This is a genomic window from Bacillus sp. FSL R5-0560 (assembly GCF_037966305.1).
GTDB lineage: Bacteria > Bacillota > Bacilli > Bacillales > Bacillaceae > Bacillus > Bacillus mojavensis.
This window is the reverse complement of sequence record NZ_CP150195.1, coordinates 4,114,336-4,141,029: the sequence shown is the minus strand read 5'-3', so window position 1 is coordinate 4,141,029 and position 26,694 is coordinate 4,114,336. Positions and strand designations below refer to the sequence as shown.

The window sequence follows — 26,694 nt, the reverse complement described above, 5'->3', positions numbered from 1 at the left end:
GATATAGTGTGGAAACAGAAAACAAGGGGGAATTCAAATATGCCAGCTTTATCAAAATCCAAAGAAATTATTGATCAGACGTCTCACTATGGTGCCAACAATTATCATCCACTGCCGATTGTTATTTCTGAAGCGCTGGGTGCTTGGGTAAAGGACCCGGAAGGCAATGAATATATGGATATGCTGAGTGCTTATTCTGCGGTGAATCAGGGACACAGACATCCGAAAATCATTCAGGCATTAAAGGATCAGGCTGATAAAATTACGCTGACGTCTCGCGCGTTTCACAACGATCAGCTCGGACCGTTTTACGAAAAGGCGGCTAAGCTGACGGGTAAAGAGATGATTCTGCCGATGAATACGGGGGCTGAAGCGGTTGAGTCTGCGGTAAAAGCAGCGAGGCGCTGGGCTTATGAAGTGAAAGGCGTAGCCGACAATCAAGCGGAAATTATCGCATGTGTCGGGAACTTCCATGGCCGGACGATGCTGGCGGTTTCTCTTTCTTCTGAAGAAGAGTATAAAAGAGGATTCGGTCCGATGCTTCCGGGAATCAAACTAATCCCTTATGGAGATGCGGAAGCGCTGCGTCAGGCGATTACGCCAAACACAGCGGCATTCTTATTTGAACCGATTCAAGGCGAAGCGGGCATTGTGATTCCGCCTGAAGGGTTTTTGCAGGAAGCGGCGGCGATTTGTAAGGAAGAGAATGTGCTGTTGATTGCTGATGAAATTCAGACGGGTCTCGGACGTACAGGCAAGACATTCGCTTGTGACTGGGATGGCATTGATCCTGATATGTACATTTTGGGGAAAGCGCTTGGCGGCGGTGTGTTCCCGATCTCATGCATTGCGGCGGACCGCGACGTTTTAGGCGTGTTTAACCCGGGCTCACACGGCTCCACATTTGGCGGAAATCCACTGGCGTGTGCGGTGTCCATCGCCTCACTGGAAGTGCTGGAAGATGAAAAGCTGGCGGAGCGTTCTCTTGAGCTTGGCGAGTATTTTAAACAAGAGCTGGAGAGCATTGATAACCCTATCATTAAAGAAGTCCGCGGCAGAGGGCTGTTTATCGGTGTGGAACTGACGGAAGCGGCGCGTCCGTATTGTGAGCGTTTAAAAGATGAAGGACTTTTATGCAAGGAAACGCATGATACCGTCATTCGTTTTGCCCCTCCATTAATCATTTCCAAAAAGGATCTGGATTGGGCAATTGAAAAAATTAAGCATGTGCTGCAAAAGGCATAAATCCGCACCATGGCGGGATATTCACTTCGTTTGTATAAATTTACAACATAAAAATCAGCACTCCCTATTTGCTCAGCTACAGTATTTTAGTATAATGTATCTTTATGAGAAGAAGTGAATTTTATATTAAATAGATAGAGACTCTTTGGACAGCAAACTGGGATACGCACCATGTAGATGTTCCAGCTTAGATCCAATACAAGTTGCTGAAGGGGTGCAGAATGTGAATACGAACCAAGATAACGGAAATCAGCTCCAGCGGACAATGAAATCTCGCCACTTGTTTATGATTTCATTGGGTGGAGTGATCGGAACCGGTTTCTTCCTGGGAACCGGGTTTACCATTAACCAAGCAGGGCCGCTCGGCGCGGTTCTGTCCTATTTAGTGGGCGGCTTTATCATGTTTTTGACCATGCTTTGCTTAGGGGAGCTTGCGGTCGCCTTTCCTGTGTCTGGGTCCTTCCAGACCTATGCGACAAAATTTATCAGCCCGGCCTTCGGGTTTGCGTTTGGCTGGCTGTACTGGCTCGGCTGGGCGGTTACATGCGCTATTGAATTTTTATCAGCGGGACAGCTGATGCAGCGCTGGTTTCCGCATGTGGAGGTCTGGATCTGGTGTCTGGTCTTTGCGGCCCTCATGTTTACCTTAAATGCGATAACCGCGAAAGCCTTTGCAGAATCTGAATTTTGGTTTTCGGGCATTAAAATATTGATTATCCTTTTATTTATTATTCTCGGCGGAGCCGCTATGTTCGGCTTCATTGACCTAAAAGGCGGAGAGCAAGCACCGTTTCTGGCGCATTTTTATGAAGATGGGTTATTCCCGAACGGCATAAAAGCAATGCTGATCACAATGATTACTGTGAACTTCGCGTTCCAGGGAACAGAGCTGATCGGGGTTGCTGCGGGAGAAAGTGAAAACCCTGAAAAAACGATTCCGCGGTCAATCAGACAGACGGTTTGGAGAACACTGGTCTTCTTTGTTCTATCAATCGTTGTCATTGCCGGCATGATTCCGTGGAAACAGGCGGGAGTCGTGGAAAGTCCGTTTGTTGTCGTATTTGAGCAAATCGGAATTCCATACGCTGCTGACATCATGAACTTTGTGATTTTAATCGCGCTGCTATCCGTTGCAAACTCAGGTTTATACGCATCGACACGTATCCTGTTCGCGATGGCGAATGAAGGACAGGCCTTCAAAGCGATTGGCAAGACAAATAAACGCGGTGTGCCGATGAATGCGTTAATCGTGACGATGGCTGTTGCCTGCCTGTCACTTCTGACAAAATTTGCGCAGGCTGAAACCGTATATATGGTGCTTCTATCATTGGCGGGCATGAGCGCACAGGTCGGCTGGATTACGATTTCGCTTTCCCAAATCATGTTTAGACGCAAATATATCCGTGAAGGCGGCAAGACGGAAGATTTGAAATTTAAAACACCGCTATATCCGGTGCTTCCGCTGATCGGTCTAACGTTAAATACAGTCGTTCTCATCAGTCTCGCGTTTGATCCGGAGCAGCGTATCGCGCTGTATTGCGGAGTACCGTTTATGGTCATTTGCTACATCATTTATCATGTCGTCATTAAAAAACGCAAGCAGGCAAATCGTCAGCTAGAGCTTTAAAAACGTTGTCCGTAAGTCATCTTTGTTATAACCCGCATAGGACATTATCTTATATGTTGAGGTGGAATCACAGATGGATAAAACGATTTCGGTTATTGGAATGCCAATGGATTTAGGACAAGCACGACGAGGAGTGGACATGGGGCCAAGTGCCATCCGGTATGCCCATCTGATTGAGAGGCTGTCAGAAATGGGTTATACGGTTGAAGATCTCGGTGACATTCCGATCAGCCGTGAAAAGATCAAAAACGATGAAGAACTGAAAAACCTAAATTCCGTACTGGCAGGAAACGAAAAGCTCGCTCAAAAGGTGAACACCGTGATAGAAGAGAAAAAATTCCCGCTTGTCCTCGGCGGCGATCACAGTATCGCGATCGGCACGCTCGCAGGTACAGCGAAGCATTACGATAAGCTCGGCGTCATCTGGTACGACGCGCACGGTGACCTGAATACGCTTGAAACATCACCTTCAGGCAATATTCACGGCATGCCGCTTGCGGTCAGCCTCGGCATCGGGCACGAGTCACTGGTTAACCTTGAAGGCTACGCGCCTAAAATCAAACCGGAACATGTCGTCATTATCGGCGCCCGGTCACTTGATGAAGGAGAGCGCCAGTATATTAAGGAAAGCGGCATGAAGGTGTACACGATGCATGAAATCGACCGTCTCGGCATGACAAAGGTGATCGAAGAAACCCTCGATTATTTGTCAGACTGCGACGGCGTCCATCTCAGTCTTGATCTGGACGGACTTGATCCAAACGACGCACCGGGTGTCGGAACCCCTGTCGTCGGCGGCATCAGCTACCGCGAAAGCCACCTGGCTATGGAAATGCTGTATGACGCAGGCATCATTACCTCAGCTGAATTCGTTGAGGTCAACCCGATTCTTGATCACGAAAACAAGACTGGCCAAACAGCAGTAGAGCTCGTAGAATCCCTGCTAGGGAAGAAGTTGCTGTAGACATGTGAAAACCCCCGCATCCCAGCGGGGGTTTTTTTATTATCCAATCATTTTCTCAGCGACTTTCATCTCTTGTGAGTGTGATTGATGATCTGCAATAAACCAGCCGGATAAAATCACTGCTGCAACGCCTGCGCCAATTAGAAACTTTTTCATTTACATAACCTCCGTTTGTTTAATGAGTTCCTCAATCTGTAATGCTTCATAAAAAAAGTGGGCAGCTTCTTTGTAAAGCTCGTTTTCCCTATACCGTTCGCCAGCCAAAATGGAAAGTTCTCTTACACTGTCGTATTCTCTCTCCGACATCAACATATCCATATGTTCTTTGCATAAGTGAAACGTTTCCGCATGACCTCCTTCTGCGTAAATGGCATATAAAATATCAATTTTTGCCTCACATATCTTATTCGGCTCAGCCTTTAATTTTTCCTTCAAATCTTGGTAATAAGCTAGGGCCTGTTCTTTCTTTTCCGTCTTAAACAGCTCTCGTATCAGTAAGTAAACAGAATGATAGTAATAGGCAGATCGGGCGTATTCTTCGTTCTGTAACGCCTCTTTTAATTTTGAGATCGCCTCGTCTGATTTGCCGCTTTGGGCATGGAGAAGTCCAAAGTTATGTAAAAGCTGGGCTTCAAAAAAATGGTCCTCTAATTCTCTCGTCATGCGAATGGCTTCATCCAAATAGCTTTCCGCCTCTTCAAACTGGTTCATCTCGGTAAAATTGCCTGACATCGTAATTAACGCGGAGGCGAGTTTCTTTTTGTAATCCGTTTCTTCTCTGAACGTTTTGACCGCTTGCCGTGTATGGTTGAGAGACACAATATTTTGTCCCAGCTTATAATAGAGCTTTCCAACCTTCAGATGAAATTCAGCCTTTTCGATCGGATCGGGGATGTTGCTGAGATACTGCTCCGCTTCTTTATAGAGCCCGATGGCAATTTCGTAATGATTTTTATAGGCTTCATACATGCCTTCAAACAGAAAAAAGTAATATTTCAGCATGTCTGACGTAGCATTCATATGAGGAGACTCCTCATGCTGAAAGCCCAGCCCTCTCGCTTCATGAAGCAAAACTTTATGGCGCAATTCTAATAAGGAGAAGTAGGCAAGCACCTCCTGATCCTCTTCCATATCATCCAATAAAGGCTTCACTTCTTCAAAGATACGGGCGGACTCTTCAACTTCATGTTTCTTGATCGCAAGGTACCAATCGTTGAGCATGTTAGCGATTTCTGCAGGTGCAATCTTATTCATTTGAAACTCCCTTCTCTATTCATTTATCAATCTCATTGCTTATCATGATAGTAACACCTCCTTCTATTTTATGTAAAATCCTCTAGTCAATAAATAAAGGAGAGGCGATATGACCATTACGCTGACACCTATGCAAGCCGAGGAATTTCGATCCTATCTGACATACACGACTAAGCATTATGCAAAAGAAAAGATAAAGGCAGGATCGTGGCTCCCTGGAGAGGCCATGCTTTTGTCCAAACAGACTTTCTCTGATTTGCTGCCGAATGGGCTGCACACACATCATCACCATTTGTGGAGTATCATACTGAACAGTAAGGAAACAGCTGGCTGGCTCTGGATTCACGCAGAACCGGAACACCCGCAGCAGGAAGCGTTTATTTACGATTTCGGATTGTATGAATCATATCGGGGAAAAGGTTTTGCGAAGCAAGCCTTGAACGCACTGGATGAGATGGCGGGAAACATGGGCATTCGAAAGCTGTCTCTCCACGTATTCGCTCACAATGAGACAGCAAGGCGGCTGTATGAGCAAACTGGATTTCAGGAGACTGATGTGATCATGAGTAAGAAGCTTTAGGCCTGGGGAAGGCCTTTTTTGTGAGACAACCTCCCTGTAAATGATTTCTAAAAATTCTGTAAATCACCTAGTTACCTTCCACTTTTCCCTAATATAATGTTGATAAAGGAAAGTATCTTTCCTACACACATGAAAAGAGGAGATGTCATGAGTATGAAGAAAAAGGTATCAATTATTTTGGTAGCGCTTACAATGTGCGTCGGCCTGTTTGTTTCTCCCGCTATAGCTGCAAGGGCCACGAACTATGCTGAAGAAATCGCAGCACTTCAGCCAGGCACGACCCCAGAAGAAATCACAAAATCCGCCAGCCAGATTGCCAAACAGCAGCGCGTAAAGACCGATGTCATTCTCAAACAGTTTTACAAGGAAATCACCGCCGATAAAGCAGAAGGAGACCAGCTCGCCAAGGAAAGCGGCATGTCCGTGATGGGCGGCTCATCCGGTACGAAAAAACTTCCCACTAGCACGAAAGGAAACATCTACTACACCAACTCCTACACAGCCTACTACAACCATGGCCACGTCGGTATGTACTCCGCCGCTGACAAGATTGTTGAATCGGTTCCAAGCGACGGCGTCAGGCAGATCGCTTATAATGCCAGAGACGTGGAAGACAACTCCATCGTACAAACAGTCAACGTCACCTCATCTAAAAAAACATCCGCTGCCGACTGGGCGGTATCAAGAGTCGGCGACCCATACTCATTTAACTTCGTCAATAACAGAAATACCGGCCATGACGGCGCCAAAAACTGTTCGAAGCTCCTATGGTCTGCATTTTTACTGAAAGCCGGCATTGATATCGACAGCAATAAAGGATTAGGCGTTTACCCGCGCGACATCACAAGTTCTTCCTATACGACAACCGTCATGACGATCAATTAGGGAGACGGATATGAAAAAATGGATGATCACCATTGTCATGCTGATTCTCGCAGGAATCGCACTATTTGTCTTCGTTTCTCCTCTTAAAAGCCATAAAGCCGTGAGTCAGCAGGATCTCCGAAACCCTGATTTTCTGAACGACAAAGAAGTCCTGCTGTATTTCTCAACCTCAGCGGATCAAGATGCATTCGGCGGCGGGAAAAGCTATGCCCTGTTTATCAGCCAAGACAGGTCGCTGTCTTCATTTCAGATGAAGGGCCTTGAGCTGGGTTCCGCCAAGGTTCATGACGACAGTGTGATGCTGGAGGACAAAAACCAGATTTTCACGATCAAAGACGGTCTGAGCTCCCATAAAAGAGCCTATCAGCACACCGGTGACAGCGCAGGATTTCTGCAAAACCCGGACGGCTTTTACACCCTCTACAATTCCGGCTACAACAAAAAGGGAGACGGGTACCGCTCAGAGCTGTACCGCCAGTTGGACGGGGAGTGGAAAAAAGACGTCATCCCCTACTACATCCGAGCCTCCGGTTTTCACGGTGGCGCCATTTACGCACTTGTCCCAACAGACGACGAGAAAGGCTATCAGCTCCTTCAGATTCAGGCCGATCAAAAGAAGCTTACCTATCACGCCATCACGGAATGGCAGTATCGGGAAGGAGCCTCAATCGAGTCTCAGCTTGCTGCGGACGATCAAGCTGTATATGTGATGGTTCGGGGGCAAAAAGCCAGCAATCTCTATCAAATGGTGAAAATCATTAAGAAAAACGGCAAGGTGAAGCTTTACGATATCGCCGAATACAAAAACGACGAGCAAACAATATACAGCTCTATGCCGTTCAGCTTCAAAAAAAGCTTTTTCTCGTATCACGGGTCCCTGTATTTCATTGACGGCTTCGGAAAGGTATACAAGATCGATACAAAGACAGGAAAAAACCGGATTGCCTTCGCCCTTTCCCCAGAAAAAATGAAGGCCGATTTCAAAGAAATTACCCAAAAAGGAAGCAGCCTCTATTTCTTCACATATACCTACAACCAGCCTGCATACATTGAACAATACAGCCTGAAAACCGGAAAGAAAGTGAAGGAAAAAGAGATTGGGAAGGTAAAGGAGATTGTGACGCCGAAGAGTCATTTGAAGCTGTATGATTTTGAGATGATGAAGAATTTTTAAGGTGAAGGGGGTTCCGACTTGGGAGCCGTTATACTGCTCATCGTTTTTGTTTTTCCGATGATGTCAGGCGTAATTGGTGCAGCGGGTTATTTCATATGGAAGAAAGTTTGGATGGGTCCGCTCATCGTGCTTATTGCGAGTTTGATATTGTTGTTTACGTTAGCCTCTGGCAACAGTTCATTCATGTTTTGGGTTGTGCTTTATACTGCAATTGCGTTAGCAGCCAGTGTTGTCACATTATTTCTCAGGAAATTATTATTCAACTGACCGCTGTTTATGAAGAGACTGGTGAAGTCTCTTTTTTCTGTTGCGCAATGTGCATATCAATGATAGAACGTTGTCCAGCCTCCATCTAAACATATAAAGCTCGAATGGCCTTTTCAAGCAAACAGGTGTTAATTACTGTAAAATGAATATATAGAATGGATGCAGATAAAGGAGGAAGCATAGGCGCACCAAACGGGTCATTCTTCTGGCTGTTATCATCGGCATCATCTCGGCGGTTGTTGTGTTCCTGTTGAATGGAGGAAAATTGGACTGGTTTGACCTCACCGGAACCATTATCGGCTGCTTTCTTGGCATATTTGTTGTTGTAAGAATACAGAAAAAGCAGGCGTGAAAAAGGGAAAGGGTCATGGCGAACCGAAGTCATGTTCAAGGACGCAAAGTCCAAAGACATGAATGGGAGGAATGGCGTTGACAGGAAACAAAGCGGTTGTGTACAAAGGCAAAGGAAACGTGGCGGTGGAGGATATCGGCTATCCGGAGTTAATCTTGAAGGACGGGCCCGGCGTTCCGAAGGCGAATGTGAATCGGAAATGTGAGCACGGGGTGATTTTGAAGGTGATTACCACAAACATTTGCGGAAGCGACCAGCACATGGTCAGAGGCCGCACGACGGCGCCTGATGGCTTGGTGCTCGGGCATGAAATTACGGGAGAAGTCATTGAAACAGGTCGGGACGTTGAATTTATCAAAAAAGGCGACATCGTATCCGTTCCTTTCAATATTGCCTGCGGACGCTGTGTGATGTGCAAAACGCAGAAAACGCATGTGTGCCTGAATGTCAATCCGGACCGGCCGGGATCGGCTTATGGCTACGTTGATATGGGCGGCTGGGTCGGCGGGCAGTCGGAATACGTCATGGTGCCGTACGCCGATTTTCAGCTGTTGGTCTTCCCGGATAAAGAACAGGCGTTAGAGAAAATTCTTGATTTAACCATGCTGTCCGACATTTTTCCGACCGGATTTCACGGGGCATATACAGCGGGCGTGCAAACAGGTTCTACCGTTTATATCGCAGGAGCGGGACCTGTCGGCTTAGCCGCTGCGCACTCCGCCCAGCTGCTTGGCGCTTCTACAGTCATTGTCGGGGATTTGAACGAGGACAGACTGGCACAGGCGAGAAGCTTTGGCTGTGAAACGGTCAACGTGCAAAAACACGACCGCCTTGGCGAACAAATTGAACAAATACTAGGTGAACCGACCGTGGATGCCGCAGTGGACTGTGTCGGCTTTGAAGCGTCCGGACACGGCAGCCAAGGAGAAGCGCCAGCCGCCGTGCTGAACTCGATCATGGATGTCACCCAGGTCGGCGGAAGCCTTGGCATTCCAGGTTTATACGTGACCGAAGATCCCGGTGCAAAGGATGCGGACGCCAAAACAGGCTCTTTAAAAATCCGCTTCGGACTCGGCTGGGCCAAAGCCCACACCTTCGTCACCGGACAAACGCCTGCCATGACATACAACCGCAACTTGATGAAAGCGATCCTCAGCGGCAGAGCGCAAATCGCAAAAGCCGTCAACGCCACTGTCATTTCTCTGGACGACGCGCCAAAAGGATACAGCGACTTTGACAAAGGAGCGGCGAAGAAATTTGTGATTGATCCGCATGGAACATTGAAATAAAAAAAAGCCGGCCGTTCAATCGAACGCCGGCTTTATTGCTGATAATCGGTTTCTTCAAAGCGATCTCCTGATTCGTCTTGGACGATTAAATTCCCTTCAATTTTGTCCAGTCCAATCAAAATATAAGGGTTTTTCTCATTTTCCTCGGAAGCCGGCTTTCGTTTCACAGTCACAATCGTTTCTTTAGGTGAGTATTTGACGTCTGACACCTCAAGCTTCTTATCCTTCTCGCTGCTTCCGAGAGAGACCACGACCATTTTTTTGCCTTCTGATATGGTGAAGACTTGGTATCCTTTCACTTCATCATGTGTTTGAAGGTAATTTGCGTATAATTCTAGCTCGGAACTCCCTTCACCGATCCGATCCTTCTCTAACACCCAATAAGACGACTGACACCCAGCAAGCAGCAACATGATCACAAAAAGCCAAACCCATCTGAAGCGCACATGCAGACCTCCCCAAACATCGGTTACAACCAAACTAACATACGAGCGAAATAGAGTCATCAACAGCTTGTTTGTCGATTTGTGGATAAAACTCAGCCCGAAGCACTACTAACATGTGAATAAATAGGTTATATTGGGAAGAGAATATTTGCAAAAATGCAAGAAACCATCGGAGGATTTGAACATGAAACAAACGTATTATTCCTGTGAAGAACACATCGAAACCGTGCTGGATATGTACATAGACGACCACGAGCTGCCGCCCGAAATCAGAAAAATCGAACATACTAACAGTTTATCCACAGCCTGTGAATTATGTGGAGACCCCGCAGTATATATAGTGGGGAACGAATGATCTTACACAAAATACAGAAAAGATATCCACAATTGTGGACAACATATATGAATAACTTGTTTTTAAAGTGGGGATGACCTGTGAATATCAATATTGTGACAATCGGAAAACTAAAAGAAAAATACCTCAAGCAAGGCATTGAAGAATACACAAAACGACTTTCGACCTACGCAAAAATCGACATCATCGAACTCCCGGACGAAAAAGCGCCGGAAAACCTAAGTGACCAGGACATGAAAATCATAAAAGACAAAGAAGGCGACCGCATCCTATCCAAAATCAGCCCCGACGCCCACGTCATCGCCCTCGCCATCGAAGGAAAAATGAAAACATCCGAAGAACTAGCCGATACAATAGATAAGCTGGCTACTTATGGAAAAAGCAAAGTTACTTTCGTTATCGGCGGATCACTCGGATTGAGTGACGCAGTGATGAAGCGAGCGGACGAGAAGCTATCGTTCTCGAAAATGACGTTTCCTCATCAGTTGATGCGTCTCATACTAGTTGAGCAGATTTATCGGGCTTTTCGGATTAATCGTGGGGAGCCTTATCATAAGTAGCTTCAAACGAACTTTTTGTTAGAAAGAGTGTCAATTTCTTGAGACTCAAATATTGGCGTTATCTCAGGTGTTGCTTCCAACTTTAACAACAAGTAACAGGGGAGTGACAACCTAATCAATCTCCTTTAAAGTGGAAGGAAGAGAAAGAAATCATTTAAATTCCCCTAAAGAAATAACTTTATAAATATATTTATTGATAGAATTAACTTAGGACATTTTTACTGTATGGAGGGGGAAAATTGTTCACAAAAGATAGTTTGACATTGGATGATTTATTTGCAATACATGGATTTAAACCAAATGAGGGTCAACGGGAAGCAATTTTTTCACTGGAGGGTCCTCTATTTTTAATGGCAGGTCCTGGTTCAGGAAAAACAAGAGTTCTTTTATGGAGAACAATTAATGCAATTGTTTTTCAAAATGTATTGCCAGAAAGAGTCTTTTTATCAACATTTACAGAAAAGGCCGCAAAGCAAATAATAGACGGATTACAAACGATTTTAGGGACCGTAACTAATCTTACAGGTGTTCCCTATGACATTTCAAGAATGTATATGGGGACCGTACATTCACTTTGTCAAAAAATAATTAGCGATAGACGGTTTATCAAAAATCGTTCAAGAATTAAACCCCCTATTCTTATGGATGAATTAGACCAATATTATTTTATAAATTCAAGTTCATTTTGGAATTTAATTGAGGATTTACTTCATGTGAAAGAGGATGAATGGCGTTCAGATATGAAGCAATACTTTGGGAAGCGTTCAGAATCACGTCATGATACAGCTTTATCAATCATTTCAATATTTAATAGATTTTCAGAAGAAAACCTTCCAATTGAAACAATTAAAAGACATGCAACCAATAAGCAAGATGAAATATTGCTCCAAATTGCAAAGTTATATGAATGGTATAAGGAAAAACTCAATTCTAATAATATGGTGGATTTCTCACTTCTTCAGCAAAGAGCTTTACATCAATTGCTTGAAAGTGAGCACGTTATATCTGAATTTGAGCATGTTGTAATAGACGAATTTCAGGACACAAATCGAATTCAAGAGCAACTATTCTTTCGGTTAGCAAAGGGAAATAAGAACCTTTGTGTGGTTGGTGATGATGACCAAGCCTTGTATCGTTTCAGAGGTGCGACCGTTGAAAACTTTGTTCAGTTTCCGCAAAGAAGTCAATTGTATCTACAAACACCACCAAAAGAAATAAAGTTAAACATTAATTATCGTTCAAAAAAGCAAATCGTTTCAACTTATACGAACTTTATTGATAAGGTGAGCTGGGTAAGGGAAAACGGTGATGGATACTACAGATTACATGATAAGGATATCCAAGCATTTAAACAAGACAACGACATTTCGGTTATAACGACCACTCCTTCAAAATCTGAGGATGTAGCAGAGGAAATCGCTCAATTTGTTAAAAAACTTATTGACGAAAAAAAGGTTGAAGATCCAAACCAAATTGCATTTCTTTTCCCTGCATTAAAAAATAATCAGCATGTAAAACGAACGAAGAGGGCTTTAGAAAAAGAAGGAATTAAAGTATATGCTCCAAGGGCAGGGCGATTTTTAGAAGTAGAAGAAGCCAAAGCCATGTTCGGTATCTTTACAAAGGTAATTGGAAGACCTGCAAGGCAAGACTTTTCAGGTGCATATAAAGACTACCATGATTGGTTAGATGTAATAGAAAGTGAAGCAAAAGAATTAATACAGAAAGATGAAAAACTGGAGCGGTTTGTTGCTGTAAAGACAAAAGAATTGAAAAGGTGTAAAGAGGACTATATCCGATTATTAAAAGTGGTCAACGATAATGGCTGGACTTTAAAAGATAACTATATCCCTCAGTCACATAAACGGATATTATCGAAAACACCGTTAATCTCCCAACACACTATTAGGGGATTAGGCTCAAATAGATTGGATAAAATTATTGAGCAAAGAAATAAGGAAGGGAAGCCTTTCAGTTTGCAATATATTCTTAATCGAGCAACTTCAGTAGACTGGAATGTTTTAGACTTATTTTATCGTTTGTGTGGATTCCCATATTTTTCGCAAATGTTTAAACTTGCGGAAGAGGGATTAGATGAAGGACCAATATGCAATTTATCCATGATTTCGGAGTATTTATCACGATATATGGAGCAATCTGCCACTATAATTACTGGTTCAAGACTGATTGAGGATCATCTTGCGAATGATTTATTTGGGCGTTATGTTTATGGATTATTTAGATTAGGAGAAACCGAAGTAGAAAATGATGAAACTCCTTTTCCAAAAGGTCGTGTGGCATTTTTAACAATTCATCAGTCTAAAGGATTGGAATTTCCTTATGTGATTCTTGGAAACCCTGGAAAAAAGAATCAGAATGTACCCAGAGAAGAAGAGATTGTTAGACCCTTAATTGATGGTGATAATGAACCATTAGAGCGTATCCCTGAATTTGATACAATGAGATTGTTCTATGTGGCATTATCACGAGCAGAAGAGATGCTAATTATCAGTCATTTAAGAGGAGCTGGGCAAAAGGTTGAACCAGCATTTAAGCAATTAATAGAAGAAATGAAATATCCTCAAATACCCAACGTAGTCGTATCGGACATGCCTAAAGTAGAAGTGAAGGAAGCAGAAATTCCGAAAGTTTATTCATACACAAGTGATTATTTGATGTATTTAAAATGCCCAAGGAATTACATGGTGTTTAAAAAATACGGATTTGTTCCTTCTCGTTCGCAAACTATGTTGTTTGGGTCTTTGGTTCATCAAACGATCGAAGATATCCATAACCAAATCATTTCGTTAAGAGGTGATAGAAATGAATAATGATGAAATGTTAAAATTCATTGAGGAAGCATTTGAAGAGAATTATGAACTGTTGAGATTGGAAGGGGGACATTCATTGTCCCCTCATGTCAAAAGAATGGCTTTAGAACAAGTAAAACAATATTGGAAAAAACTTAGAAACCTTGCTGAGAATGTTTCCGATACAGAAGTAAGACTGACTCTTCCACAGCAAAAAACACCATCGGGAAAATCTTATACGATTCAAGGTGTAGTGGACGTTGTGAAAGAGGATGACAAGACGGTTATGTATGATATTAAAACCCATGATGTTGATTTTGTTCGATGTAATAAAAAAGATTATGAAGGACAACTCAACATCTATGCTCATATTTGGCAATCTGTACGGGGGCAACATTTAGATGGTACTTCCATTATCGCTATCGGTGAAACAGAGGGACTAAGAAAAGCAAAGCAACGGGCATCCCAAGCTAATAATGAACAAATTTTAGAAGAAGCCATTACGGAATGGAATCCAGAAGTTCCAATTGAATTAGAGATGGAACAGGTAGAGGCTTATTTAGAATCCTTTGGAGAAGTGGTTGATATGATTGAAGGGTTTGAGTTCAGCCCCCCGCCTGTTGAGAAATTACTTTCTAAAGTTCAAGACAACAAAACATTTGCAGTACACGTTTGCCGAAACTGCGATGTGCGTTTCTCGTGCGAATCATTTAAAGGATATGCATATTCCTCCAGTCGGGCTAAGAGTAACTTCTTAGCATTCTATGATGACTATGGTACGGAGCATGAAAAAGTCGAAGTAATTGAAGCGAATTTAGAGGAAGAAGAGGTGTAAGAAATGCCTATTGAGGAATTAAAAAGACCTGAGCGGGTTGATGAAGAAAGAATAGAGAAGTTAAAAGAGTTGTTTCCAAACGCTGTTCAAGATGGAATTTTAAACTTAGAGATTCTGAAGGAAGAAGTAACAGCATTAAATTATGAAAATGAAGAGAGCAATGAGGAGTTTTTTAGTTTTAATTGGTCAGGGAAAAAAGAAGCTCGAAAACTTGCTTTCCTTCCCCCAGAAGGGACATTAAGATTTTCTGAAGGTGACGGAGTAGATGAAGAATCTACAAAAAATATTTTAATAGAAGGAGATAATTTAGAGGTACTTCGCATATTGCAGAAGAGTTATACTGGGAAAATAAAGTGTATATATATTGATCCTCCGTATAACACAGGGAAAGACTTTGTATATAAAGATGATTTTAAATTACCTGTAGAAAAATACTTGCAAAAGTCTGGACAAGCAGACGAACAAGGATTACTTACAAGTAACCCAAAATCAGGTGGGAGATATCATGCGAACTGGTTGAACATGATGTATCCTCGATTAAGATTAGCAAGGAATTTACTTAAAGATGACGGTGTTATTTTTGTAAGTATAGATGATAATGAACATGCTAATCTAAAACAAATAATGGATGAAATATTTGGTGAAGAAAATTTTGTAACGAATATTGTTTGGCAGAAGAAATTTGCTCCACAAAATGATGCCACATATTTTAGTGATATGCACGACTTTATAGTCGTATATGCTAAGAAAAAAAAGCATAGTAAAAACGATGAGATAGGTTGGAATAGGAACTTGTTCCCGAGAACTGCCGAGCAAAATGCACTATATAAAAATCCTGATAATGATCCAAGGGGCCCGTGGCAATCTGATAATATGACAGTTAAAACTTATTCAAAGGATTATGATTATCCTATTGAAACTCCGAATGGAGAGGTTGCATATCCAACAAAAGGACGTTGTTGGTTTACGTCTAAAGAAAGAATGAAACAATTAATTGAAGATAATAGAATTTGGTTTGGGAGAAATGGTGATGGAGTTCCCAGAATAAAGAGATTCTTGTCAGAAGTTCAATCTGGAACTGTGCCTGTAACTTGGTGGAAAAGGGAGGACTTTGGAGATAATCAAGAGGCTACTCAAGAATTAAGGGATTTATTTAATGATACTGGTGTCCCTTTTGAAACTCCGAAACCAGTAAGGTTAATTAAGAAAATATTAGAGTTGGCTACAAATAAGGATAGTGGAGACTTGGTATTAGACTTTTTTGCGGGGTCTGGCACAACTGCCCAGGCAGTATTAGAAATGAATCAAGAAGATGATGGAAACAGGAAATTTATCTTAGTTCAAGTTCCAGAACCAATAGATAATGAACATTACTCTACAATAGCAGAAGTTACAAAGGAACGTATTATAAGAAGCATTCAAGTTATTAAAGAAAAAAGTGAAAATGATTTTGCTTTAGATCAAGGATTTAAAGTTTATCATATGGATAAAACCAACATTAGAAAATGGGAACTATTTAAAGAAAAAAAACCAGAACGTTTAAACGAACAAATTGCATGGATTACAGATACACCAATTAAAGAAGGTGCAGTAGATTTAGACGTAGTTACTGAGTTAATGCTTCAGCAAGGGTTTCCACTTGATAGCAATTATAAAAAGGTTATTAAGTATTCTAACTCACTTTGGGTCATTATGCATGAGGATGTTCCGTTTCCCTTAGTTGTTTGTCTGGATGAGAAATTACAAGGAGAGACAGGTAGATTCTTAAGTGATGAATATGAAAAGGGTACATTTATTTGTCTTGACAATGCGTTATCAAACGAACAAAAGATTCTTCTCAGTGAATCGATGAACGTCAAAACAATCTAATGGAGGTGGACTAATTGGCGAAAAAACTTACTTTGCAATATAATCCTGATCAACAGTTCCAGTTAGATGCCATTTCCAGCGTTGTTGATTTGTTTGAAGGAGTACCCTATCAAGAGCAGATTGACTTACCTGTAGGGACAATGAATGATGTTACTCCCAACTTTCCTGCTGATGAATTTTTAGACGAGATTATGTTGTTTGAAAATCTCCAAAAAGTTCAAGAGGGTAATAACGATGAAAGTCGTGGAAGTGAACTGGAATTCTCAGATGACTTGTATGTTGATGATGGAATGGTACTTGAAGTAGCAGGGAACGATTCAATTCGTGTTCCGCACTTTACGGTTGAAATGGAGACAGGGACAGGTAAGACATATGTATATATTCGGACAATGTATGAATTGAAAAAGAATTATGGGTTTACAAAATTTATAGTTGTTGTCCCAAGCATTGCTATTTATCAAGGGGTTATTAAGTCCCTTAAAACAATGAGAAATCACTTTCGTCAGTTATATGATAATCAAGACGTTGCTGTTATTGAATATGATAGTGCGAAATTAGGTGAGTTAAATACTTTTGCAAATAGCAGTGATTTAACCGTAATGGTGATGACGATAGATTCATTTAATAAAGCGAGTAACAACATTTTTAAACATACTGAAAAACTTCAGGGGGAATGGAAACCCTATGAGTATATACAGGCAACGAGACCAATTATTATTTTGGATGAAGCCCAAAACTTTGAAACAAACAAAGCAAAGGAAGCAATTCGTACGCTAAAACCTTTATTTGTTTTAAGATATTCAGCAACCCATCGGGAAACACCGAACTTAGTGTATCGACTAACACCAATTGATGCTTTCAGGAACAACTTAGTTAAGCAGATTGAGGTAATTGGGATTTCTGAATTGGGGAATCTAAATGAGGGAATTCTTCGTTTATTGGAAATTAAGAGAAACCCAATGACTGCTGTATTAAGGGCTTTGGTGTTAGATAAGGGGCAGTTGGTTGAAAGGGACATTTCCTTAAAACAAGGGGATGACCTGTTTGTTAAAACGAAAAACCCTGATTATGAGCAATTTGTTGTTGAAGATATTCGATACGGTCGAAATGAAGAAGATCAGTTGGTTGTATTTGAAAATGGTGTAACCCTATCTGTTAGTGACTCCATGTTGTCGAAAGAAAGTATCTTTAGAGCACAAATTGAAAGAACAATAAGCGTTCATATGCAACGCCAACAAACATTAAAGGCCCAAGGAATCAAGGTGCTTTCTCTGTTTTTCATTGATAGAGTAAAGAACTATACTGCTCATGATGGAATGATAAAGAGACTATTTGATGAAAGTTTTGAACGATTAAAACGTCATTACGATGATTTTAAGGGTTTATCTGCAAACGAAGTGCGACAAGGTTACTTTTCAAAGCCAAAAGCGGATTCTCCTGAAGAAGAAGCAGTTGATACAGAGGGTAAAAACCAAAAGCAACGTGAAATGGAAAAACAGGCGTTTGAACTAATAATGAAAGATAAAGAACGTCTTTTAAGTTTTGGTGAGCCAGTTTCTTTTATATTTGCTCATTCTGCATTAAAAGAAGGTTGGGACAATCCAAATGTCTTTCAAATTTGTACACTTAATCAAACAAGCTCAACAATGAAAAAACGTCAAGAAATTGGTCGTGGATTGCGATTAGCGGTGGATCAAGAAGGCAAGAGGGCGGAAAACCACGATATAAATATTTTAACGGTCGTAGCAAACGAGCAATATGAATCATTTGTATCGAGATTACAGCAAGAATACATTGAAGATGGTGTAGATGCACCACCAACGCCTAAGCCACCAGAACCAAGTGAAGTAAACAGAAGAGACGATATTTATAAGTCAGAAGAGTTTAATGAGTTTTGGAGAAAGTTGAATAAAAAGATGTCTTATAATGTATCTGTTGATACTGATAAACTGATTGAGCAGTGTGTTGAAAGGCTCAATAATGCAAAATTCCCATCTCCTCTAATTGAAATAACAAAAGGTCGCTTTATTATGTGTGAGTATAAAATCTCTCTTGTTTCTGTTGAAGGAGAGAGTGCAAAAATAAAAATCGAAATGGAAGATTCCAGAGGGGAAAAGAATCATTATGAATTCATAGTAGAGGCTAATGATGACCTTAAGAAAAAGACAAAAGATGAGCGTCTACGTGGATTTAAAGTGCTCCATATGGGTGAATTATATGGAGAGTCTTATGTAAAATTTGCAAATGAAATTACAGTAAAGAAATTTGAGCCATATAAATTTCAAACTGAAAAAGCTGAGAAGCCTAAAAAGCAAGTTGAACAGGCTGAAAAGTCAACCTACCCAATTCCAGACTTTATTACTCGAACTGCAAATGAGACCAACTTAACGAAGAAAACAATTGTAGACATTTTTAAACGTATTAATAAAGAACAGACGGAAAAGATCTTCTATAACCCTGAAGGATGGATTTCAACGTTCCTTTCTGAAATTCGTATTACGTTAAGTGACCATATTGTTGATAATATCGAATTTGAAATTGACGATAATACAGAAGTCTATGAATTAGATACTCTTTTCCCTGAAATGGTTAAACAACCTCAAAGAGAATTAATTGAGGCTGGTAAAGCAGGACTGTACGATAAAATTCAGGTTGATTCCGATGTTGAACGTGAATTCATTGAGAATCTAATCAAACCAGATGTGGAGAAAGATAATACAATTCTTTATTTTAAGTTCCCACCTAAGTTCAAGATCTTGTTACCAAAAATAATCGGAAACTATAATCCTGACTGGGCAATTGTGAGACGGTATAACGGAAAATTAAAACTTGAGTTAGTGAGGGAAACAAAAGGTGGAGTTAAACTGGAAGATCTACGTTTTCCACAAGAAAAACGGAAAATATTATGCGCAATGAAATACTTTGAAAAAATTGGAGTTAGTTATAAAGTAGTAACTTCAACAAGCCATGACTGGATGCAACTAAATGAAGCAAAACAGTTGAGTTTTAAAGAAAATTAAGGTTTACAACGCTAGACAATTGATTATTATTTCTTATATAAAAATGCTGATTAGTCTCAGCATTTTTTCTTTTAGAAAAGGCTAAAATAGTGTTTGCTTCATCACTTAAAGCCAGCTCATCTGATGTTTTTGATTAACTGTCTGTCAATGTCTCGTTGGTTTTGCAATGCATTGAAATGAAGAATTCTTTCCAAAACTCTTTATTCACAACGAAAGAGGAAGGATTAATATATCTAGTCGAATGAGATATTGTACTTTCTTATTTTACATGCTATTTCTCTGTATAAACTCCAGTAGACATAAAGAAATTAAAGGTGATTTAGTTTCTATCAATCATGAGAATATTTGTTTCCTCTTAATTTATCACGGTGAACCATTATTTGTATGGTCTTATTTACATACTTATGAATGATCAGATAACTAGACTTGTTAGCTATATTCTGTGCTAAATAAGTATTGTAGTACCATAAGAAAAGAGCCCAGAGAATAATCCCTGAACCCCACACCCCTCACTTCATATACCGATACTCCCGCAAACTCTCCAAAATCGCAACTTCCTGCAACAGTTCCTCACCAACATTCGTTTCCTTCACTTTCTTCCGCTCAAGCTCTTTGTCCACTAATCGTTTCACCGTTAACACATCGGTTCCGGTGCTTAGGACTTCTGCCTTGGAGTTGAAGTGTTTATGGGCGACGAGCTGCATGCCGTAGGAGTTGTATAACAGCGTGTAGCCGGCGATGCCTGTTGTGGATTGGTAGGCTTTGGAGAAGCCGCCGTCGATGACGATCATTTTTCCGTTTGCTTTGATTGGGTCTTCTCCTTCGATTTCTTTTACTGGTGTATGGCCGTTGATGATATGGCCATGATCTGGATTGAGGCCGAATTCTGCCAGGATGTTTCGGCAGGTTGCCTCGTCTTCACGTAAATAATAATACGGGTTTTTCTTTTCTTTATGCGTTTCCTTCTCTTTAATGAAATACCGCTCAAATGTCGTCATGGCACGTTTTCCGAAGAGGGAAGAGTACTCGCCTGTCCATAAATACCAAGCCATATCTGTCGCCAGGTCATCGGTTTCTTCCGGGTGGGCAAACGCTTCCCGCAAGAATCGTTCAAATACATCAAGCAGCTCACGGCCTGCATACGGTTTATCCTCAATCATCATCGTTTCCATGTTGCCGTTTTCATCGACAGGAATACAGCCGTGAATCAACAGGTTGCCGTTATATTTTAAATAAAGGCTGCCTTTTTTCATCATAAAATTCATATGGCGGCCCAGCTTTTCGGAATGCTGGACAGAAAATAGCAACTTGTCTATGACCTCTGCTTCTTCTTCTAATAGCTGGTCTGGCTGTTCCGGATTAATTGTCGCAAAGCAGGTGTTTTCCAGCTGATATGTTTTTCCGTGCAGCGTGATTTCGTTTTTGTCGTAATCTATTTTCTCTAATAACAGCCGTTCCTCCATATTAAAGTTCGGCCGTCTCTTGATAATCGGGCTCTCAAGCTTGAATTGGATCATGGCAATGGCTTGATGAATTTTTGTGATTTGCTTAATCTCATCCTCTGGCCTGTTGTCGTCTGCTTTTGGACGGAACGCTGGATTATCGTCATAGTATTTTTCGGCCAAGTTCAGCAGCGGTCTTAAGTTGATGCCGTACACGTCTTCAATAATATCCAGGTTGTCATAGCGGGCACAGATACGGATAATATTGGCCAGGCACACTTTGGAACCGGAGTAGGCACCGATCCAAAGGACGTCGTGATTCCCCCACTGAATATCGACAGAATGATAATTGATTAGCTCCTCCATAATCCGATCCGGCTGCGGGCCGCGGTCGTAAATATCGCCGACCACATGCAGATGGTCGACCACCAATCGCTGAACGCTGTAAGCGAGGCCAGTGATCAGCTTATCAGCTTGGCCAAGTTCAATGATCTGATCAATGATTTCGGAGTAATATTGCTCCTTGTTGCCAGCTTGTTCTGTTTTGTATAGCAGCTCCTCCGTAATATAAGCAAACTGGGCAGGCAGTGCTTTACGCAGTTTGGAGCGGGTATACTTCGAGGAGCAATAAGAAACAAGCCTAATCATTCGGTTAATCGTTTCTTTATACCACTCGTTTAACGCTTCTTTCGCATCAAAATCATGTTTGATTAACTTCAATTTGTCTTCCGGATAATAGACCAATGCTGCTAAGTCATCAATTTCTTTATCGTAAATGACACCACTGAAAATGTCGCGTATCTTCTCTTTGACTCGTCCCGAACCATTACGCAGCACGTGCTGGAATGCTTGATATTCCCCGTGCAAATCACTGACAAAATGCTCAGTGCCCTTTGGCAGGTTCAGTATTGCTTTTAAATTAATGATTTCCGTTACCACTTTTTCTTCACAATCATATTTTTGTGCGAGTAAATCTAAGTACTTGCTTTCCAAAACCGTCCATCCCCTTTTTAGAATAAACCCCTATTTATGAGCATGTGCATATCAGGTTAATTTAAAAGTATGTCATTATTTTTCATCATTGGACCCTTATACGATAGTAACGCATAACTCCTTTTAGAGACAATGAAAATGAGGGAAAGAGGGTGGCGAAATGAGTGAGGATAAAATGGATGAATAAAAGTGAAGCACAAAAAAACCAGATTTCAGTACAAATCTGGTTTCCTATAGCCGTTCAATGCTTTTCTTTCGCCATCTTGATAAAGAGGAAAAAGATAATAAATACGATAAAGTAATTCATTGGATTCTTAAAAATGCTCATCTCTAGTGAAATCTGTAATAGTATCCAGAGCACGAAGATGGCTAGTATGGCAGGAATGATGATTTTGTACATGTCGACCACCTTCCATAGTTGATGATAGAAGAGGGGGATTTCTTTATCAGAGCAAGATGCAGCTGCCCTACAACAAAAAACTATTCGCCTGCACCACAAACTGCGACTGCTCATAATGATAAGAGATTTTCGAGAAATCAAACGGCTGCCCATTTGTCAGATGAAAAATACTTTCTATATAAAGCTTGGGCAGTCCAGCCTTCAGCCCCAAGTACTCCGCTTCTTCCTCATTAAGCTGGCCAACATGAAGAAACAAATCAGAAAAGCCAATCTTCAGTCCCAATCCTTCCCGGATGTAATGAAAGATTGAGTGAGACACAATTTCCTTGTTCAAATACGTCACGATGGATTTGTTGTAATAGGATTCTTCGAAGCATAGGGTTTGGCCGTTGATATAGCGGACCCTTTTGACATAGTAGACGTCTTCATCAAGTCCGATGTTGAGGTTTTCTGCCGCTTCCGGTGTTGGCTTTCTCACGTCTAGTTCAATGACCTTTGAGGTGACATTGAAATCCTCGAGGTCTTTTTTAAATCCCTGATTCGACAGGAGGCTGATGTAGCCTTTTCGTTTATGCTTTCGGACGAAAATGCCGCTTCCTCTGAGCTGAAAGATCGCGCCTTTTTGTTCCAGTAGATCCAGAGACTTTGTGATTGTGCTTTTGCTGACCTCAAACTGGGCCATGAGGGTTTCTAGCACTGGCAGCTTATCTCCCTGTTTAAGCTCGTGTTCTTCTATATACTTTTCGATCTCCGCTGCGATTTGCTGGTACTTTAACATACGCATTCCTCATTCATTCGTTTAGTTTCACTTGTCAAAATTATAGCATAAACCGCTTACAGATTTGATGGAGGTATAAATACTTTGTTAGAGTATTGATAAATTATACCGGTACAATTATAATGAAAGCGTAACCAAAACAAAGGGGTGGGTGAAAATGTCGGGGAAAGTGAGAAATTATACGAGACTAGCAAAAGACATTTTGGAGGCGGTAGGCGGGGAAGAGAATGTGATAGGGGCTTCTCGCTGCGCAACCAGGCTTCGCTTGGTGCTGAAGCGGTCTAAGCCGCAAGCGAAAGATATCGTTAAATCCATGCCCGGCGTGATTACGGTAGTGGAGAACAGCGGGCAATTTCAGATTGTTATTGGACAGCATGTAGGGGACGTTTTCGAAGCGTTTTCGAAGCTGGTCAATATTGATCTGACTGGTGACCAGAGCGAAAATAAAGGAACGATCCTGAACCGTGTTATCGCGACCATGTCAGCGGTATTTGCGCCATTTGTGTACATTTTGGCTGCGGCCGGTATTTTGCAAGGTGCATTAATTCTTATTAATTTATTGTTTGATGGCTTTGAGAAAACGGGAACTTATCAGGTTTTTAGTTTCATATCTTGGGCGCCGTTTACGTTTTTGCCTATTTTTATCGCGATTACGGCATCAAAGCATTTTAAAACCAACATGTATATTGCTGTGGCGTGCTGTGCCGCGTTAGTCAGCCCGACATGGGCGGAGATGGCGACTCAAATCGCAGACGGAAAGAGCATTTCCTTCTTAGGGATTGCTTTATCGCAAACGACATACACGTCTTCCGTGCTGCCGCCATTATTTCTAGTATGGATGTTGTCTTACCTTGAACGATTCTTGAATCAGAGAATGAACGAAGTGATCAGACCGTTATTTGTTCCTTTTCTATGTATGGTCATTATGGTGCCAGTAACAATTGTCCTCATTGGCCCTGTGACAACATTGGGCGCAAATGGAATTGCAAACGGTTACAACTTCTTGGCGGAAAACGTGCCGGCTTTGGCTGGAGCCATCATCGGCGCATTCTGGCAGGTCATCGTGATCTTTGGTGTACATTGGGGCATTACGCCTATGGTATTGGCGAACTATGATCTATACGGACGGGATTCATTCCAGGCGTATCAAACGATTGCGGTGGTTGCACAGGTTGGCGCAGTGCTTGGCGTTATCTTAAAGGCGAGAAATAAGGAAACGAGAAAAGTCAGTGTGTCAGCTGGGGTAACCGGACTGTTTGGCATTACTGAGCCGGCGATCTACGGTGTGACCTTGAGATTTAAGAAGCCGTTTATCTTTGGATGTATTTCCGGTGCGGTTGGTGCCATCACGGCCAGTTTCTTTAATCCGTATTACTTTGCATATGCCGGACTTCCGGGACCTCTGACGATCGTGAATGGCATCAATGAACAATTCCCGACGTCCATCTGGGGTATTTTAATCGGTGCTGCGATTGCGGTGATTCTTCCTGTTGTGCTGATTCAGGTCTTTGGCTATGGTGAAGATACAGCTGCACAGCCGGAAAAGGAAAGTCTTCAAACGGCACAGGCAAATGAAGAAACCGTATATGCTCCGTTTAGCGGCAAGATCATTCCGCTTTCTAAGGTGCCTGATGAGGTATTCAGCTCAGGTGCCATGGGACAAGGCTTGGCGATCGAGCCATCCGATAATAAGCTCTATGCTCCGTTTGACGGAACCGTCGTCATGGTTGCGCCTACAAAGCACGCGATCGGTCTGCGTTCAACCTCTGGCGTCGAATTGCTTGTGCACATCGGGCTGGATACAGTGACGTTAGACGGAACTCCTTTTGCCTTAAAGATGAAAGAGGGAGATACAGTCAAAAAAGGCGAGGTGCTTGCCGAATTTGATAAAGCACTCATTGAACAGAAAGGGTTAACAACGATTACCCCAGTCATCATCACGAATTCACATGCGTATCAGGAAATTCTCATCGAGGATCTTGAAGTAAGTGCGTTAGATCAAAAATTATTTACAGTCGTAAGCTAGGGAGGAATATAAGATGGAAAAAATGCCGAAGGATTTCTTATGGGGCGGCGCTTTAGCTGCCCACCAATTTGAAGGAGGATGGAATCAGGGCGGTAAAGGGCCAAGTGTCGTCGATGTGATGACAGCGGGTGCGCACGGCGTACCGAGAAAAATCACGGAGTCCATTGAAGAGAATGAATTTTATCCAAACCATGAAGCCATTGATTTTTATCACAGATACAAGGAAGATATCGCTTTGTTTGCGGAAATGGGATTAAAATGCTTGCGGACGTCCATCGGCTGGAGCCGGATTTTCCCGAAAGGCGATGAGGCTGAACCGAACGAAGAAGGCTTGCAGTTCTACGATAATGTATTTGATGAATTGCTGAAGCATGGAATCGAGCCGGTGATTACCCTGTCTCATTTTGAACTGCCGCTGCATCTTGCAAGAGAATACGGCGGCTTCAGAAATCGAAAAGTCGTAGACTTTTTCGTCAAATTTGCTGAGGTTTGCTTCAACCGATACAAAGATAAAGTGAAGTACTGGATGACATTCAATGAGATCAATAACCAGATGGATGTGAACAACCCTCTATTCCTATGGACGAACTCAGGAGTTGTGGTCGGAGAAAATGAAAATGCCAAGGAAGTCATGTACCAAACGGCGCACCATGAGTTACTTGCAAGCGCATTGGCAGTGGCAAAAGGAAAAGAAATCAATCCTGAGTTCCAAATTGGGGCTATGGTGTCACACGTGCCGATTTATCCTTACTCCTCTAATCCGGAAGATGTGATGCTTGCTGAAGAAGAAATGAGACAGCGTTATTTCTTCCCGGATGTGCAGGTTCGCGGTTATTATCCAAAGTATGCGTTAAAAGAGTTTGAAAGAGAAGGATACAATATCACGTTCGAAGATGGCGATGACGAGATTTTGAGAAATGGGACAGTCGATTATTTGGGCTTCAGTTATTATATGTCGACAACTGTGAAAAGCGATGTCGAAAATGACAATACGGGAGATGTCGTAAACGGCGGATTGCCGAATAGTGTTGAAAACCCGTACATCACATCCAGTGACTGGGGCTGGGCGATTGATCCGACTGGTTTAAGATACACATTAAATCGTCTCTATGATCGATACCAAATTCCATTATTCATCGTTGAAAACGGCTTTGGGGCGGTTGATACACTTGAAGAGGACGGTACCATCCATGATCCGGAACGTATTCAATATTTGAAATCACATATTGAAGCACTGGAAAAAGCGGTCACTTATGACGGTGTAGATTTAATCGGCTACACGCCGTGGGGCATTATTGATATCGTTTCCTTTACAACAGGCGAAATGAAAAAACGCTACGGCATGATCTATGTTGATCGTGACAACGAAGGAAATGGATCCATGAAGCGGTATAAGAAGGATTCATTTGAGTGGTACAAAAACGTCATTCAAACGAATGGTGAGGAATTATAAAGCAGATGGCCCGAAGCGAGCACTTAACCGAAGTGCCTGGTTCGGGTTTTTGATGGGCAAAAAAAGCCGC

General features: G+C 41.9%; 23 protein-coding genes. 17 read left to right on the top strand and 6 right to left on the bottom strand.

Features of this window, described 5'->3' with window-relative positions:
- Window positions 1–39 precede the first annotated feature (39 nt).
- The 3 genes from rocD (at window position 40) to rocF (ending at window position 3,836) form a co-directional block, all read left to right on the top strand.
- Window positions 40–1,245, top strand: a complete 1,206-nt coding sequence (gene rocD / locus NST56_RS21565) for an ornithine aminotransferase (protein ID WP_024123511.1) — start codon at window positions 40–42, stop codon at window positions 1,243–1,245.
- Between the two features lie 223 nt (window positions 1,246–1,468).
- Window positions 1,469–2,872, top strand: coding sequence for an amino acid permease (locus NST56_RS21560; protein WP_326331777.1), 1,404 nt, complete (start codon window positions 1,469–1,471; stop codon window positions 2,870–2,872).
- Window positions 2,873–2,945: 73 nt separating this feature from the next.
- A complete protein-coding gene (gene rocF / locus NST56_RS21555) occupies window positions 2,946–3,836 on the top strand; it encodes an arginase (RefSeq protein WP_010332588.1) in 891 nt (296 codons plus the stop codon).
- 39 nt (window positions 3,837–3,875) lie between these two features.
- Here rocF and NST56_RS21550 read toward each other — a convergent pair whose 3' ends face one another.
- Together NST56_RS21550 and NST56_RS21545 are read right to left on the bottom strand one after the other, a co-directional pair.
- Window positions 3,876–3,992 carry a Phr family secreted Rap phosphatase inhibitor gene (locus NST56_RS21550; RefSeq protein ID WP_010332587.1) on the bottom strand — a complete coding sequence of 39 codons (117 nt, stop codon included), beginning with the start codon at window positions 3,990–3,992 and terminating at the stop codon, window positions 3,876–3,878.
- Window positions 3,993–5,090 carry a Rap family tetratricopeptide repeat protein gene (locus NST56_RS21545; protein WP_339179107.1) on the bottom strand — a complete coding sequence of 366 codons (1,098 nt, stop codon included), beginning with the start codon at window positions 5,088–5,090 and terminating at the stop codon, window positions 3,993–3,995.
- 109 nt (window positions 5,091–5,199) lie between these two features.
- On the opposite strand from NST56_RS21545, the gene NST56_RS21540 reads away from it, so the two are divergent.
- The 6 genes from NST56_RS21540 to fdhA all read left to right on the top strand — a co-directional run bounded on the left by NST56_RS21540 (window position 5,200) and on the right by fdhA (window position 9,637).
- Window positions 5,200–5,670 (top strand): GNAT family N-acetyltransferase, encoded by a 471-nt coding sequence (locus NST56_RS21540; protein WP_339179105.1) that lies wholly within the window; start codon window positions 5,200–5,202, stop codon window positions 5,668–5,670.
- 147 nt (window positions 5,671–5,817) lie between these two features.
- On the top strand, window positions 5,818–6,555 hold the full coding sequence (locus NST56_RS21535) for a YiiX/YebB-like N1pC/P60 family cysteine hydrolase (RefSeq protein ID WP_339179102.1): 738 nt from the start codon (window positions 5,818–5,820) through the stop codon (window positions 6,553–6,555).
- 10 nt (window positions 6,556–6,565) lie between these two features.
- Window positions 6,566–7,729, top strand: coding sequence for a hypothetical protein (locus tag NST56_RS21530; RefSeq protein WP_339179099.1), 1,164 nt, complete (start codon window positions 6,566–6,568; stop codon window positions 7,727–7,729).
- An 18-nt stretch (window positions 7,730–7,747) separates the two neighbouring features.
- The gene (locus tag NST56_RS21525) at window positions 7,748–7,996 is read left to right on the top strand and encodes a DUF2651 family protein (protein WP_103672061.1); all 249 of its coding nucleotides are present in this window, start codon (window positions 7,748–7,750) and stop codon (window positions 7,994–7,996) included.
- A 199-nt stretch (window positions 7,997–8,195) separates the two neighbouring features.
- Window positions 8,196–8,348 (top strand): hypothetical protein, encoded by a 153-nt coding sequence (locus NST56_RS21520; RefSeq protein ID WP_339182344.1) that lies wholly within the window; start codon window positions 8,196–8,198, stop codon window positions 8,346–8,348.
- Window positions 8,349–8,410: 62 nt separating this feature from the next.
- A complete protein-coding gene (gene fdhA, locus NST56_RS21515; protein WP_339179095.1) occupies window positions 8,411–9,637 on the top strand; it encodes a formaldehyde dehydrogenase, glutathione-independent in 1,227 nt (408 codons plus the stop codon).
- A gap of 32 nt (window positions 9,638–9,669) precedes the next feature.
- On the opposite strand, the gene NST56_RS21510 is transcribed toward fdhA, so the two are convergent.
- Window positions 9,670–10,083, bottom strand: coding sequence for a hypothetical protein (locus NST56_RS21510; protein ID WP_327852819.1), 414 nt, complete (start codon window positions 10,081–10,083; stop codon window positions 9,670–9,672).
- Between the two features lie 184 nt (window positions 10,084–10,267).
- On the opposite strand from NST56_RS21510, the gene NST56_RS21505 reads away from it, so the two are divergent.
- The 6 genes from NST56_RS21505 (at window position 10,268) to NST56_RS21480 (ending at window position 19,532) form a co-directional block, all read left to right on the top strand.
- The gene (locus NST56_RS21505) at window positions 10,268–10,438 is read left to right on the top strand and encodes a CxxH/CxxC protein (RefSeq protein ID WP_003236479.1); all 171 of its coding nucleotides are present in this window, start codon (window positions 10,268–10,270) and stop codon (window positions 10,436–10,438) included.
- A gap of 80 nt (window positions 10,439–10,518) precedes the next feature.
- A complete protein-coding gene (rlmH, locus tag NST56_RS21500) occupies window positions 10,519–10,998 on the top strand; it encodes a 23S rRNA (pseudouridine(1915)-N(3))-methyltransferase RlmH (protein WP_339179090.1) in 480 nt (159 codons plus the stop codon).
- A 239-nt stretch (window positions 10,999–11,237) separates the two neighbouring features.
- On the top strand, window positions 11,238–13,829 hold the full coding sequence (locus tag NST56_RS21495) for an ATP-dependent helicase (RefSeq protein WP_339179088.1): 2,592 nt from the start codon (window positions 11,238–11,240) through the stop codon (window positions 13,827–13,829).
- Window positions 13,822–14,643, top strand: coding sequence for a PD-(D/E)XK nuclease family protein (locus NST56_RS21490; RefSeq protein ID WP_339179086.1), 822 nt, complete (start codon window positions 13,822–13,824; stop codon window positions 14,641–14,643). The genes NST56_RS21495 and NST56_RS21490 overlap by 8 nt, the downstream gene beginning before the upstream one ends.
- A gap of 3 nt (window positions 14,644–14,646) precedes the next feature.
- Complete coding sequence (locus NST56_RS21485; RefSeq protein ID WP_339179084.1) at window positions 14,647–16,512, top strand: site-specific DNA-methyltransferase; 1,866 nt, start codon at window positions 14,647–14,649, stop codon at window positions 16,510–16,512.
- Window positions 16,513–16,526: 14 nt separating this feature from the next.
- On the top strand, window positions 16,527–19,532 hold the full coding sequence (locus NST56_RS21480; protein WP_339179082.1) for a DEAD/DEAH box helicase family protein: 3,006 nt from the start codon (window positions 16,527–16,529) through the stop codon (window positions 19,530–19,532).
- Window positions 19,533–20,041: 509 nt separating this feature from the next.
- Here the strand turns inward: NST56_RS21480 and fbp are convergent.
- The 3 genes from fbp to NST56_RS21465 all read right to left on the bottom strand — a co-directional run bounded on the left by fbp (window position 20,042) and on the right by NST56_RS21465 (window position 23,145).
- The gene (gene fbp / locus NST56_RS21475) at window positions 20,042–21,967 is read right to left on the bottom strand and encodes a fructose-1,6-bisphosphatase (protein WP_339179080.1); all 1,926 of its coding nucleotides are present in this window, start codon (window positions 21,965–21,967) and stop codon (window positions 20,042–20,044) included.
- A gap of 241 nt (window positions 21,968–22,208) precedes the next feature.
- Window positions 22,209–22,367, bottom strand: a complete 159-nt coding sequence (locus NST56_RS21470) for a hypothetical protein (protein ID WP_010332572.1) — start codon at window positions 22,365–22,367, stop codon at window positions 22,209–22,211.
- A 67-nt stretch (window positions 22,368–22,434) separates the two neighbouring features.
- Window positions 22,435–23,145, bottom strand: coding sequence for a GntR family transcriptional regulator (locus NST56_RS21465; protein WP_339179078.1), 711 nt, complete (start codon window positions 23,143–23,145; stop codon window positions 22,435–22,437).
- A gap of 157 nt (window positions 23,146–23,302) precedes the next feature.
- Here NST56_RS21465 and NST56_RS21460 point away from each other — a divergent pair, with 157 nt between their 5' ends.
- Both NST56_RS21460 and bglA read left to right on the top strand, forming a co-directional pair.
- Window positions 23,303–25,171 carry a beta-glucoside-specific PTS transporter subunit IIABC gene (locus tag NST56_RS21460; protein ID WP_339179076.1) on the top strand — a complete coding sequence of 623 codons (1,869 nt, stop codon included), beginning with the start codon at window positions 23,303–23,305 and terminating at the stop codon, window positions 25,169–25,171.
- 13 nt (window positions 25,172–25,184) lie between these two features.
- Window positions 25,185–26,624, top strand: a complete 1,440-nt coding sequence (bglA, locus tag NST56_RS21455; RefSeq protein ID WP_339179074.1) for a 6-phospho-beta-glucosidase BglA — start codon at window positions 25,185–25,187, stop codon at window positions 26,622–26,624.
- Window positions 26,625–26,694 lie beyond the last annotated feature (70 nt).

Excerpts from the sequence above, each read along its gene's own strand:
- rocD (WP_024123511.1), top strand. The coding sequence starts at position 40 with ATGCCAGCTTTATCAAAATCCAAAGAAATTATTGATCAGACGTCTCAC.
- NST56_RS21505 (WP_003236479.1), top strand. The coding sequence starts at position 10,268 with ATGAAACAAACGTATTATTCCTGTGAAGAACACATCGAAACCGTGCTG.
- NST56_RS21540 (WP_339179105.1), top strand. The coding sequence starts at position 5,200 with ATGACCATTACGCTGACACCTATGCAAGCCGAGGAATTTCGATCCTAT.
- NST56_RS21535 (WP_339179102.1), top strand. The coding sequence starts at position 5,818 with ATGAGTATGAAGAAAAAGGTATCAATTATTTTGGTAGCGCTTACAATG.
- NST56_RS21550 (WP_010332587.1), bottom strand. The coding sequence starts at position 3,992 with ATGAAAAAGTTTCTAATTGGCGCAGGCGTTGCAGCAGTGATTTTATCC.
- NST56_RS21485 (WP_339179084.1), top strand. The coding sequence starts at position 14,647 with ATGCCTATTGAGGAATTAAAAAGACCTGAGCGGGTTGATGAAGAAAGA.
- NST56_RS21470 (WP_010332572.1), bottom strand. The coding sequence starts at position 22,367 with ATGTACAAAATCATCATTCCTGCCATACTAGCCATCTTCGTGCTCTGG.
- rocF (WP_010332588.1), top strand. The coding sequence starts at position 2,946 with ATGGATAAAACGATTTCGGTTATTGGAATGCCAATGGATTTAGGACAA.
- bglA (WP_339179074.1), top strand. The coding sequence starts at position 25,185 with ATGGAAAAAATGCCGAAGGATTTCTTATGGGGCGGCGCTTTAGCTGCC.
- NST56_RS21545 (WP_339179107.1), bottom strand. The coding sequence starts at position 5,090 with ATGAATAAGATTGCACCTGCAGAAATCGCTAACATGCTCAACGATTGG.
- NST56_RS21465 (WP_339179078.1), bottom strand. The coding sequence starts at position 23,145 with ATGTTAAAGTACCAGCAAATCGCAGCGGAGATCGAAAAGTATATAGAA.
- NST56_RS21530 (WP_339179099.1), top strand. The coding sequence starts at position 6,566 with ATGAAAAAATGGATGATCACCATTGTCATGCTGATTCTCGCAGGAATC.
- NST56_RS21490 (WP_339179086.1), top strand. The coding sequence starts at position 13,822 with ATGAATAATGATGAAATGTTAAAATTCATTGAGGAAGCATTTGAAGAG.
- fdhA (WP_339179095.1), top strand. The coding sequence starts at position 8,411 with ATGGGAGGAATGGCGTTGACAGGAAACAAAGCGGTTGTGTACAAAGGC.
- NST56_RS21460 (WP_339179076.1), top strand. The coding sequence starts at position 23,303 with ATGTCGGGGAAAGTGAGAAATTATACGAGACTAGCAAAAGACATTTTG.